Source organism: Chryseobacterium sp. CCNWLW53, from assembly GCF_037083525.1.
GTDB classification, from domain to species: domain Bacteria; phylum Bacteroidota; class Bacteroidia; order Flavobacteriales; family Weeksellaceae; genus Chryseobacterium; species Chryseobacterium lathyri.
This window is the reverse complement of sequence record NZ_JBAOJR010000004.1, coordinates 50,910-63,804: the sequence shown is the minus strand read 5'-3', so window position 1 is coordinate 63,804 and position 12,895 is coordinate 50,910. Positions and strand designations below refer to the sequence as shown.

Here is a 12,895-nt window from a genome sequence, read left to right as displayed (position 1 = left end):
AGAACAATGAACACCAACTTAAAAAATAATACCATCAGCCAGGAAAACTGGCTACAGGCCAACAGAGACCTTATGGCCAAGACGATTGCAGAATTAATGCATGAAGAACGGTTAAAACCTGTTGCCGTTTCACAGGATGAAGAAGGATTTACGGTCTTCAAACTGGAAACTGGAATCGAGACTATAGAATACGTTTTCCGGGGTCAGGAAAGGATGATGGATTACTGGCATATTGATACAGAGAGTATCGTGAAAATAGAGAATGGCGTACCCACCTCAGCGCTGAATATTCCCCAGTTTTTCCTTGAAATGCAAACCGTATTCGATTTGGATGCCAATACGCTGGCGAGATATACCGAAGAATTGTTGCATACGTTATACTGTGATGCATTAATTTTATCGAGAGGCGTTATGTCTTCAAAAGAACTGGCATCCAGTAATTACCAAACGGTAGAACATCAGATGACAGGCCATCCTTGGGTAATCGTTAACAAAAGCAGATTAGGATTTTCTCCTACCGATCTTGAAACGTTTGCTCCGGAAGCGGGAGAGGATTTAAAAGTGTTATGGCTGGCTGCTCATAAGGACAGATCAGCGTTCCAGTCGCTGGAGCACATAGATCAGGAAGGATTTTACCGTTCTGAAATTGGAGACGAATTGTATCAGGCTTTTCAACAAAAACTGGTTGATTCCGGAAAGTCTCCTGAGGATTATAATTTAATTCCTGTACATCCATGGCAGTGGGAACATAAGCTGAAGATTCATTTTGCAGGCGATATTGCATCCGGTATTTTAATTCTTTTAGGAGAAGGAAATGATGTGTATAGCCCGCAACAGAGCATCAGAACTTTGTTCAATACCGATCATCCTGAAAAAAGATACCTGAAAACTGCTGTTTCTATTTTAAGTACAGGAAATATCAGAGGACTGTCGCCTAAGCAGATGAAAATTGCCCCATCCATTACAGACTGGGTGAAAGGACTGATCAAAGGTGATGCTTATCTTGAAACAAAAGGAACCATATTTTTAGGAGAAGAGGCTTCTATTGCTTATCTGCATCCTCAATACAGTGCGATTGCCGGTGTTCCTTACCAGTATAACGAATTTCTGGGAGCTTTATGGCGCGAAAGTGCTTCCAATTATTTACAGGAAGACGAAGAAATGTTTACCATGGCTTCCTTGCTTTTCGTAGATCAGAATGGAGTTCCATTGGTACAGGCTTTTGCAGAACAGGCTGGAATCAGTATTCAGCAGTGGATCACAGATTATCTGGATGCTTATCTTACGCCGTTGCTTCACATTTATTACACCCATTCTCTTTGTGTAACACCTCATGGAGAAAACATTATGGTGGTCTTGAAAAACGGAGTGCCACAGAGAATTGTCATCAAAGATTTTGTGGATGATATTGTCCTGACGACAGAAGCAAGGGAGAAACTTCCTGATCATCTGGCAGACGGACTGATCCAGTCTTCCAACAAGGAAAACGTTCCGTTGTCTATTCTCTTGGGTGTTTTTGATGCGTTCTTCAGATATTTATCCAATATTCTGCATACCCATTCCAATTTTCAGGAAGAAACCTTCTGGACGCTTGTTCACGACTGTATAGAGAACTACAAAAACCATAATCCTCATCTGAATGAGCGGTATGAAAAATATGACCTGTATGTTCCTACATTCAAAAGGTTCTACATCAACAGTCTGCGTTTGAAAAACAATGGCTACAGCGAAAATAAAGCATTTGCTATTCCAAAGAAAGACGGTGCACTGCCGAATCCTTTGTATCAGATTGCGAATAAAAACTCTGTAGCGACGGTATGAGAAAGTTTCTGCATCTTGTAAAAGAAGGCTCTGTATTTGCGTACGGAGCTTTAGCGGGAAAAAAAGTAGAACTTACCTCGGGGAGTATCAACCGTTCTATCTTCAGCCTTGCCATTCCTATGGTGATGGAGCTCGTGATGGAATCTGTTTTTGTCAGTATCAATCTTTTAATCATTGCAAGATTAGGGGATAAGGTCCTTGGACTCGTGGGAATTGCAGATAACTATATCAATTTTGCCAATGCAATTGCCATTGGTTTGGGTATCGCTGCTGCAACACTTACGGCCAGGAGAGCCGGAGAAAAAGACCAGGAAGGTATGAGCCGGACTGCTCATTATATCATATTGCTGGCATCTGCCTTTGCATTACTGATTGGTGGCCTGTCATTCCTTTTTGCGGGCGAGATCATCAGTTTCCTTGGATTCAATACAGGGATTGTAGAGAACGGACTTCCTTTTTCCAAACTGGTGTTTCTGAGTATCGGTCTGGTGATTTTGCGTTTGTCTATCAATGGTCTTTTCAGAGGAGCGGGTGATGCCGATCTGGCGATGAAGTCCCTGTGGCTTTGTCATATCTCCAGTATGATCTTTGCCGTGATTCTTGTGTTCGGGCTTGGTTTTATTCCCGCTTACGGATTAATGGGACTGGCGTATGCTACCATATTATCCCGGTTACTGGCGGTTTTATATCAGTTCTTTATTCTTCTTACACGCAAAACCAGTGTGAATATCTTGGTGAAATTTCATCTTGACCTGTCTTTAATTAAAAAAATTCTGAAAATTACTTTTGGCGGACTGGTTCAGTATATTATTCCTGCTTCAAGCTGGCTGATCATGGTTAAAATCATCGCCACCTTCGGCACTACTGCTCTTGCAGGATACATTATTGCGCAGAGAATTGCTTCTGTGGCGACGATGCCTGCCTGGGGAATAGGAAATGCTGCAGGGGTTCTTACAGGACAGAATTTAGGGGCCGGAAATCCGGACCGCGCAGAGAAAACGGTATGGAGAGCCGGAGGAATCAATATGACCTATCTGATAGCCGTCGCTGTATTCTGGCAGTTCGCTGCGGAATATGTGGTGACCTTCTTCACCAAGGAAGCTGAGGTAGCCAGATACGCCGTACAGTACATCCATGTAGTGTCTATGGCTTATCTCTTACTCGGTTTTACAATGGTGATCAGCCGTGCGCTTAATGCGGCTGGTAATATTATGCAGGTAACCCTGCTGTACATTATCATGTTCTATGTGATTCAGCTTCCTTTGGCTTACCTGCTTGGGGTAAGGCTTCAATGGGAACTGAAAGGAATATTTACGGCTATTGTTTCCTCGGAAATCGTACTGGCTGTACTGTTCCTCATGATCTTCAAAAATGGTAAATGGAAAACTATAAAAATTTAAAATGCACACAACAGACGAATTTTATGAAATTATCGCATCAGCAATCGCTGTGAAAAAAGAATTGGTAGACGAAAACCTGACGTATCAGGAAATTCCTGAGTGGGACTCCATGTCGCATCTGCTTATTGTAGAAGCGTTGGAGCAGTTCTACCGTGTCAAGTTTGACTTCAACGACATTCTTGAAATGGGAACCGTCGGGAAGATCCGCGAAAAAATGAAAAAATACGATGTACTCGTAGAAAACTAAGTATATGAAAATTTTAGAAAATGTAATTGCCAACAAGAACTTGTTGTTTACAGATGCTTCCACCGGTGCTTCCACGCCGGTTGGAACACTGTACAGGTCTTTAGGCCTCAATCCTGTAGAAAAAGGATTGATCTTTTTGTACAATGACAACCAGCTGCCGAGCATTGAGGTTCTTCTCAATTTTTACGGAACAACCCATGCCATTGCTGTTTTGGGACAGAAGCTGCACCCGGAGTTTAAAGAACGTCTGGAAGCGGAATACCGTCCCAAATATATCTTTGATCCTTCAAGAGATGAGGTTCATGGATATTCGTTAAAGGAGTTTTCGGAAACGGTGAAAATCTTTGCTAAAGAAGATTACCAGCCGGAAGTGACCATTCATCCTGACATCAAAATCCTTTTAAGTACTTCCGGAACCACCGGAGTTCCAAAATTGGTGAAGCTTTCCGATGAAAACCTTTATCAGAACGCTATGAGCATCCTTCAATATATGCCTATCCTAGAATCTGATGTAGTTCCGCTCAACGTACCGATTAATTTCGTGTACGGTTTTTCTATTTTTACCACCAACTGTATGCGGGCGGGAAGAATAGTCTGTACGGACAAAGACATCATGCAGAAAGCATTCTGGGACGAAATGGAAGAGTACGGCTACAGCACGCTGGGAGGCGTTCCGTATCTGTATGAAAACCTCAACAGAATCGGATTTTTCAGAAAAGACAGCACCAGCCTGAGATACATGACCCATACGGGAGGGGTGATTAACGCTGAGTTGAGGAAAACCATCTTCAATTACTGCCTTGAGTTCGATAAACAGTTCTTTGCTCAGTACGGACAAACTGAAGCAGGCGGAAGAATGGCTTATCTTACTACAGACGGACTTCTTGAAGAGGAAACGTCTATCGGAATTCCTGTACACGCAGGAAGCTTCCAGATCGATCCTGAAACGGATGAATTACTCTTTTTACATGCAAGCATCAGCGGAGGGTATGCTAACAAGCTTGAAGACCTTTCTACCTACGAACAGCCAAGGCTTCTTCATACCGGAGATACAGGCAGAAGAGGGAAGAACGGACTGTACTACATCACAGGAAGAATCAAGCGGATCATGAAGCTTTTCGGAATCCGTCTCAACCTGGATGAGGTAGAGTTTATCCTTAAGAATGAACTGGAAGGCAATACAGTGGTTTGTCTTAACGGCAATGATAAAAAAATCATTGTTCTGTATGACAACATCGAAATTGATCCCCAGATCATTAAGGAAACCATTAAAAATAAACTGCGAATCAACCCGCAGTATGTACGCACCGAACACATAGAATCATTTCCATTATCACAAAACGGCAAAATCAATTATCCTCTGTTACAAAACTTACAGCATGAAAATATTTAAAACCCCTATAATACTTTTATTTCTTGTCGGTCTTCCATTATTTGTTTCTGCCCAGCAGAATGAACGCGTCAACGGAAAGATTATGTTGTCTGAAAAAGTGCCCGTGAAGAATGCGCTTTTAAGATTAGTCAATACGCCGTATCAGGCTAAGACCAACAGTTTAGGAGAATACTATTTTGATAATGTGCCACCGGGAGAGTATACGCTTCAGGTGGTTTTAAATGATATTGAACTGATGCGTGAGCAGATCCGTATTGAAAAAGATGTCTTTGAAATTCCGGTGATTTATCCTGAGACAGAAAATAATGTGATTGAAGGAATTACAGTATATGCCTTCAGTAGAAATAAATTTCTGGACAGAGACAGTACTTCGATCTCTAAAATGCCTTTGAGAAACATTGAGAATCCACAAATGTATACCAGCATCAACCAGCAGATTCTGAAAGAACAGTTGGTGTATGATATGTCCGACGCTTTAAAAAACGTTCCGGGTATTGTAAAAATGCAGGGAAGTGCGGGTAGAGCGGGAGACGGAAGTTTCTACTACAATTTAAGAGGTTTTCCTACGAGAGTTTCTATGGTAGATGGTGTTCCTGCGACCACCAATTCAGAAATTGATCCGGCGGATATTGAGCGTATCGACGTGATCAAAGGACCTTCCGGAACTTTATACGGAGGCGCAGTCAATTCTTTTGGAGGATTGATTAATGTCGTAACGAAAAAGCCTAAAGATTATTTCGGCGGAGAAGCTTCTTATCTTTTGGGAAGTTATAATCTGAACCGTGTGACAGCTGATGTATACGGTCCAGTCACAGATTCAAGGAAGACTTTATTCCGTGTGAATGCAGCGTATCAATATCAGAACGGATTCAGAGATTCTGAGTTCAGAAAATCCATGTTTGTTGCTCCAACCTTCAGCTACCAGGTGAATGACCGTTTAAAGTTTAGCCTGGGAGCCCAGATTTACACCTATGAAGGAACAAATACACCGATTGTTTTTTTACCGAGAACCCGACCATTCATTGCAACCACTCCGGATGAGCTTGGATATGACTGGAAAAAGTCTTATTCCAATAACGATATGAGTTTAAAAGCGCCTTCCATCAATGTAAAAGCTGAGGTGAATTACAAAATTTCAGATCAGTGGAGTTCCCAGACTTTGATCTCAAGAAATTACAGGAAAACGGAAGGATTGTATCAGTATCAGTTTATGAGAGGAGCTACAGATAACCTTTTGGAACGTAATGTACAGTGGCAGAATGGTGAAGGAGCGTCTACCAGCGTTCAGCAGAACTTTAACGGGGAATTTAAAATAGGAAAAATCAAAAATAAAGTTCTTGTAGGATTAGATTATTTAAACCAGTCTTTGAACAATAACCTTTCTCCCATTGTTGTATTTGATTACATTGACCCTAAAAATCCTACAGCACCGATAGCGCCGCCGGTAACAGGATTATATGGAAATATAACTAAAGATTTAGCGTTACAGAAAATTCAGACTTCTACAGCACCTTTGGTAAGAAATACAGCATCAAGCAATATTTATGGCGCTTATATTTCCGATGCGGTATACATTACAGACCGTTTGGTTGCTTTACTAAGTTTACGTTTTGACCATTATGAAAGCAAAGGGCAGCTGGATTTGATCAAAAATGTAAATACGGGGACATTCAATCAGAATGCGTTGTCTCCAAAATTTGGTTTATCTTATCAGATCCTTAAAGACCGTCTGTCTGCCTATGCCAACTATATGAATGGCTTCAGTAATTTAGCCCCGATTGCACAGCCTCTTGCAGACTATAGCGGAGATTTTAAACCGCAGAGATCCAATCAGTGGGAAGTGGGATTCAAAGGAAATCTTTGGAGAAACAGAGTGAATTTCACGGTAGGATATTATGATATTCTGGTTGACAATATGTTACGGGCAGATGTTGTGACCCGCGACGGAACAAACTATAATGTGACCATCCAGGACGGAGAGCAGAGAAGTAAAGGGATCGAAATTGAAACCATCCTTAATCCAATTCAGGGTCTGAACATTATGGCAGGATATTCTTATAACGACAGTAAGTTTGTAAAAGCTGCTGCCAATGTAGATGGCCGTCGTCCATCGTCTTCAGGTCCGGCTAATGTATTCAATTCATGGGTAAGCTACATATTGCCGATCAAAGGACTTTCAGGTCTCGGATTAGGTTTTGGAGTAAACCGCGTGGGTGAGCAGGTTACTGTAGACAATGCAACTACCGGACAGTTTACATTCCCGGCTTATACTTTAGTGAACGCTTCCGTATCTCTTGAAAAAGAAAGATACAGGTTAGGATTTAAAATGAATAATTTAGGAAATGCGCAGTATTTCGCAGGACAGGGTGTTATAGTAGCCCAAATGCCCCGTAACTTTGTGGCGGAGGTTACTCTTAAGTTTTAATATGAATTCTATACTAAGAAAAACAGCATATCAATTACATCTATGGCTCGGACTAACGTCCGGGCTTATAGTTGTGATAATGGCAGTTACCGGATGTATTCTCGCTTTTGAAAAAGAACTGAAACATGCCCTACACCCGGAAAAATATTTCGTCAAAACCATAAAAAAAGAAAAACTGCAGTTTTCCGATCTCAAACTAAAAGCTGAACAGGCACTTCCGGACAGTCTTAAGGTAAACAGGGTAGAAATATCCTCAGATCCATCCAGAAGCTATGCATTCCGTTCCCTGAAAATGGATAAGGAAGCTTTGACTTATTGGGGTTCATATATTTATTATTACAGGGTTTATGTAGATCCTTACACCGGAAAAGTTCTTGAGGTGGAAAATGCCAAAAATGATTTTTTTGAAATTGTGATGGACCTTCACCGCAGACTTTTATTGGGTGAAAAAATTGGGAAGACCATTACCGGATATTCTACGCTGATATTGGCAATCATGCTTTTTTCAGGACTGGTAATCTGGTTTCCCCGTAAAATGAATAAGAAGGCTTTGAAAGGAATGTTTTTCATTAAAACGTCTGCAAAATGGAAAAGAATCAATTATGATACGCACAATGTCCTGGGATTTTATGCCGTTATTCCTTTATGCCTCATTTCATACGCAGCATTGATATGGAATTTTGAAGATTTAGACCAATGGGTCAGAAAAGCACTGAATGGAAAGGCGAAAACCGAACAGAAAGCTAAAAGTACCATTCCTACCGAAGAATCTTCAGACAAGAAAAACATCTTGAATATCGTAGGAAACAGGGTAGAACAGAGCCTGGCGGATAAGAAATCTGCACTCATCAGCTTTCCTAAAACAGAAGAAGGAACTTATTATGCTGAAGTAACGTATGAGAATAAGCAATACCAGAATGAGCAATTCAATTTTGATCAATACTCAGGAAAAATCCTGAAGCATCAATCCTACAAAGACAAAAACATCGGCAATGGAACCGCATTAAGAGAAAGAAATTATGACCTTCATACAGGAAGCATCTTTGGAATGACTGGCAGGATTTTATATCTATTTGCAGGAATGATCGCGGCTTCACTTCCCATCACAGGATTCATTATCTATTTGAACAGAAAAAAGAAGAAATCCAAGAAAAAGAAAGCGAAGATATTGACTCCCTCCAATTAAAAAAACAACAAAAATTAGATAAGTGTAACCCGGGTGTTACACTTTTTTTATTTCAAAATCCCCTTATTTCACAGCCGCATACAACGCAAACATCTGCGCAAATCCGTGTCATCTGTGGTTAATTTTACACTGTTATTTAAAATCAATTTCCTCCGAACATTAATATGGTCGCTGATTCTCGTCCTAAACTTTTTTAAACATTAAGATAAATGAAGAGAGTAAGGTGAGTTAAGAAAAAATCATTGATTTTTTTAAGTTGTCCGCCTTGAAGCGAAACTAAAACTTAATATTCTTAAAAGCTCAATAATCCTTAATGGTTAAAATTTTTCTTTGTTGTAGAAATCAGGTATATTTTTTCTTTTATAGTAAAGAAAACAAAGATTTTCACAAAAACTTAAGTGTCATTTTACAGTAGGCTCTTAAACTTTAAATAACTTAAGTGTTTCAAGAAAACTTTTGTGACTTTTGTGGTTATAATCGGCAGGTAATTTTATAACAATCTTTTCACTTGCCCAGAAAGAATGTCAATACTCTTCTCCATTTCCTCAAAGTTAAGATTTCCAAAACCCAGCCTCATTGCCGTAATATCTTTCGTCTGGTAGAGTAGTGTTTTAGGAATAAACAAATTATTCTGCGCACAATTCCGGCTTAGCTGCATCAGGTTGACAGGAATATTCCATTCCAGCCAGAAAGCAAGACCTCCCGAAGGCTTTTGAAACTGTATCAATTCGTCTAAATTTTCCTTAAGAAGCTCTGCAAAGTGATTCCGCCTTTCCTGATAAACCTTTAAAGACTTTTTAAGATACCGGTGTATTTCTCCTTCTTCAATCATTTCACCTAAGGCCCTTTCCATTAAGATATCACCCTGACGGTCTATAATTCCGAGATATTTCCTCATCTCAGCCATCAGATTTTCCGGAGCAACAATAAACCCGGTCCTGAATCCCGGAGCCAGTGATTTTCCGAAAGATCCGATATAAATCACCATTCCCTTAGTATCTGCACTTGCCAGCGGAAGAATGGGGCTTTTATCATAATGAAATTCATAATCGTAATCATCTTCAAGGATGATAAAACCATACTCGTGGGCAAGGTCGAGCAACTCAAGTCTTCGTTGTGCACTTAAAGCAACAGTAGTAGGATAGTGGTGATGCGGAGTAAGATAAAGCATCCGGATTTTCTGCTTTTTACAGGCCTCCCGGACGTTTTCTACGATAATTCCTTCTTCATCTATCGGGAGTGATACAATATTCACACCTGCTTTCTGGAAAATCATATTCACGGAAAAATAGCTCAAAGCGCCTACCAATACAGTATCTCCTACAGAAAGAAGAATTTCGGAAACGATATAGATACTCATTTCCGTACTTCGGGTAATGAGAAGATTGTTCTTTGAAATAGGCAGTCCGCGGGAAAGATTAAGATAATGCGACAGATGTTCCTTAAAAAATTCACTTCCGTCATGATTGTAGTGGCCCAGCATTTTCTGATTGGATTTCCGTTTAAGAATAGAGCTGTAAAACCTTGAATGCTGCCCGATCTGAGTCAGTCTGATATCCGGAACGCCGTCGTTAAAAACATACTCGCAGTCGGAATGTTCAAATGGATTATCTAAAATATTCGAAGTTTTAAATGAAAAACCTGTCGTTTCAGGATAATTCTGAAGGTTATTTTTTTCAAAATTCTTAACCTTTACCGGTTTTTCCTGATTTTCTCCGATGATGAACGTTCCCTTGTTCGGAAGACTCTCAACCCAGCCCTGTGCTGACAATTCATCATAAACAGCAACGGCGGTATTCCTGTGGATTTCCAACACTTCACTGAAGGCTCTGGTTCCGGGCAACTTGGTGCCGTATGGCAGAAAACCTCTCTGAATAGCATTAATAAGCTGATTAGCAATCTGCATATAGATTGAAGTCTCTGAATCTCTGTCAATTTCTATAAAACTTTGGTAAGGAATCTTAACCGGACTATCCATAATATTAAAACTGGCACCTTTTAATGGTCCGGCAATATACTAATTTTGGTTCAAAATAAAAATCTATGGAATTTCAACAACTGCTTGAAAGAATTGTACAGGATGACGGAACTCATGCCAAATGGCTGAACACGCTTTCGTTCATGGAAAATGCCGGTGCCAGAAAGATCTCTAAGTGTGAGCATCCGGTTTCTGTCACGCTCATTCAGCTGAAACATGCTGCCGAAGAGCACCGTCATGCTTATTATCTAAAAAAACAGATCAGCAAAATAGATCCCGAATTATGTAAAACCTATGAAGCAGACGAACTTCTGGCCCCAGTTGCCACCCGACAGTATCTTCATTCTCTGGATGTAAAGGCTTGCAGGTATCTTCAGACCGTATTTGCCCTGAATAAGGAAGAGTTGAAATATGCAGCTTATCTTTTTGTGACTTATGCCATTGAAGTTCGTGCAGATGAGCTATATCCGGTTTATCAGGATATTCTGACCAAGGAATCTTCGAGGATTATGGTGAAATCTATTATTCTGGAAGAAGAAGGGCATCTTGAGGAAATGATCAATCAATTAAATGAATTCTCCGCAGACTGGAAATTGCATGCAGAAAATATCCTGACGATAGAAAAAGAACTGCATGATCAGTGGATCAATGCCATAGCAGAAGAAGTTTCACAGTTGGATTATGCTTAAAAAATTTCAGGAAGTGCTTGATAAAAGAAAAGAAGCGGGCATATTAAGAGCTTTAAAACCCAAAATAGAGGGTGTTGATTTTTATTCCAATGATTATCTTGGCTTAGCGGGAAATGAAGAACTTCAATTACAGTTGCTTCGGAATGTTCAGGAAAATCCTAAACTTCTTTCAGGAAGCTCCGGTTCAAGACTGATCAGCGGAAACAGCAATATTGTTGATGAAACAGAAAAATACATTGCTGAACAGCATCAATACCCAGCAGCTCTTCTTTTTTCTTCCGGTTACAATGCAAATCTGGCCTTATTTTCTACGCTGCCGGACCGTCATGACACGATTATTGTAGATGAGCAGATTCACCGTTCAGTTCATGATGCCTGCAGAATGTCACATGCTAAAAAACTAAAATTCCGTCACAATGATCCGGAAGATCTGGAAAGTATTCTGAAAAAGCAGACCGGGCCCTGTTATATTGCTATAGAAAGCCTGTATTCGATGGATGGAGATCTTGCCCCTCTCCGGGAAATTGCAGCTTTAGCCAAAAAATATAATGCAGCACTGATTGTAGATGAAGCCCATGCTTTTGGTGTTTTCGGATATGGCCTGATTGAGAAGAATCAGTTACAGAATGATGTTTTTGCCGCCGTAATGACTTATGGAAAAGCTTTAGGAGCACATGGTGCCGCTATTTTGTGTGATGAAACCATAAAATCCTATTTAGTGAATTTTGCATCTCCTTTTATCTATACCACTGCTGCTCAGGATTTTTTATGGATGGCTATTCAAACAGGCTATGAATTCTTAAAGCAAAAACCAGAACTGTCAGAAAGACTTCAAAAGAATATTGAAACTTTCAGGAATCAAAATATTAAAACCCCATCTTCAGAATTGAGCCCGATACAGGCCGTATTGATGCCGGATAATCAACAATCGAGAAGTTTACAGAAAACACTATCTGATAATAATTTCTTAACCTACGCCGTCTACAGTCCCACTGTAAAAGCAGGAACCGAAAGACTCAGAATATGCCTCCACAGCTTTAATACAGAAGAAGAAGTTGTAGAACTCACGAGAATTATTAAAGAATTTATTTAAGACGAATCAATAAACATCAACTCCGAATCTTTCAACCTGTAACATCAAATGAATCAAATATTTATCACCGGAATCGGCACCGAAGTAGGAAAAACAGTATGCTCCGCTGTTTTAACACAATATTTTAAAGCTGATTACTGGAAACCTGTGCAATCCGGGGATCTCGACTATACGGACAGCCATAAAATAGAATCATGGACAGAGAATACTGTCTGCCATCCGGAAACTTACCGTCTTCAGCTGGCTGCATCACCACATCAGTCTGCCAGGGAAGAAAATATAGAAATCAGTTTAGATCAGTTTCAGCTTCCCAAAACAGATAACAAACTAATCGTAGAAGGAGCGGGAGGGCTTATGGTCCCGCTTTCGGATGAGATTTTTATGATAGACCTTATAGAAAAACTTAATCTTCCTGTAGCGTTAGTCGTCAGAAATTATTTAGGATGCATTAACCACAGCTTACTTTCCATCATGGCCTTAAAACAAAGAAAACTTAAGCTGGAATACCTGATTTTCAATGGAAATTTCCCTCCAGATACCGAAAGAGTGATCTGTAACTTTATGAAAAGAGAAACCAGAACTATCTACATTCCTGAAATCGACCAGCCAACTAAAGTCAGCATTAAAGCTGCCGCAGAACAATTAACAAAAACAAATTTATGA

At 40.1% G+C, this 12,895-nt stretch carries 10 protein-coding genes; 9 read left to right on the top strand and 1 reads right to left on the bottom strand.

The window, feature by feature from the left end; genetic code table 11:
* Window positions 1–6 precede the first annotated feature (6 nt).
* The 6 genes from V6R96_RS13420 to V6R96_RS13395 are packed head-to-tail and all read left to right on the top strand — an operon-like array spanning window position 7 to window position 8,472.
* Window positions 7–1,821 carry an IucA/IucC family siderophore biosynthesis protein gene (locus V6R96_RS13420; protein WP_336379484.1) on the top strand — a complete coding sequence of 605 codons (1,815 nt, stop codon included), beginning with the start codon at window positions 7–9 and terminating at the stop codon, window positions 1,819–1,821.
* Window positions 1,818–3,221 carry an MATE family efflux transporter gene (locus V6R96_RS13415; RefSeq protein WP_336379485.1) on the top strand — a complete coding sequence of 468 codons (1,404 nt, stop codon included), beginning with the start codon at window positions 1,818–1,820 and terminating at the stop codon, window positions 3,219–3,221. Before V6R96_RS13420 ends, V6R96_RS13415 begins: the two co-directional genes overlap by 4 nt.
* 1 nt (window position 3,222) lies before the next feature.
* Window positions 3,223–3,468 (top strand): acyl carrier protein, encoded by a 246-nt coding sequence (locus V6R96_RS13410; RefSeq protein ID WP_062646915.1) that lies wholly within the window; start codon window positions 3,223–3,225, stop codon window positions 3,466–3,468.
* Window positions 3,469–3,472: 4 nt separating this feature from the next.
* Window positions 3,473–4,861, top strand: a complete 1,389-nt coding sequence (locus V6R96_RS13405) for an AMP-binding protein (protein WP_336379486.1) — start codon at window positions 3,473–3,475, stop codon at window positions 4,859–4,861.
* Window positions 4,848–7,286, top strand: a complete 2,439-nt coding sequence (locus tag V6R96_RS13400) for a TonB-dependent receptor (protein WP_336379487.1) — start codon at window positions 4,848–4,850, stop codon at window positions 7,284–7,286. The genes V6R96_RS13405 and V6R96_RS13400 overlap by 14 nt, the downstream gene beginning before the upstream one ends.
* A gap of 1 nt (window position 7,287) precedes the next feature.
* Window positions 7,288–8,472 (top strand): PepSY-associated TM helix domain-containing protein, encoded by a 1,185-nt coding sequence (locus tag V6R96_RS13395; protein WP_336379488.1) that lies wholly within the window; start codon window positions 7,288–7,290, stop codon window positions 8,470–8,472.
* Window positions 8,473–8,962: 490 nt separating this feature from the next.
* Here V6R96_RS13395 and V6R96_RS13390 read toward each other — a convergent pair whose 3' ends face one another.
* On the bottom strand, window positions 8,963–10,450 hold the full coding sequence (locus V6R96_RS13390; RefSeq protein WP_336379489.1) for a PLP-dependent aminotransferase family protein: 1,488 nt from the start codon (window positions 10,448–10,450) through the stop codon (window positions 8,963–8,965).
* A gap of 65 nt (window positions 10,451–10,515) precedes the next feature.
* Here V6R96_RS13390 and V6R96_RS13385 point away from each other — a divergent pair, with 65 nt between their 5' ends.
* The 3 genes from V6R96_RS13385 to bioD are packed head-to-tail and all read left to right on the top strand — an operon-like array spanning window position 10,516 to window position 12,895.
* Window positions 10,516–11,139, top strand: coding sequence for a hypothetical protein (locus V6R96_RS13385; protein WP_336379490.1), 624 nt, complete (start codon window positions 10,516–10,518; stop codon window positions 11,137–11,139).
* On the top strand, window positions 11,132–12,232 hold the full coding sequence (locus V6R96_RS13380) for an aminotransferase class I/II-fold pyridoxal phosphate-dependent enzyme (RefSeq protein WP_336379491.1): 1,101 nt from the start codon (window positions 11,132–11,134) through the stop codon (window positions 12,230–12,232). Before V6R96_RS13385 ends, V6R96_RS13380 begins: the two co-directional genes overlap by 8 nt.
* A gap of 48 nt (window positions 12,233–12,280) precedes the next feature.
* Window positions 12,281–12,895: a dethiobiotin synthase gene (gene bioD / locus V6R96_RS13375; protein WP_336379492.1), complete on the top strand. Its 615-nt coding sequence runs from the start codon at window positions 12,281–12,283 to the stop codon at window positions 12,893–12,895.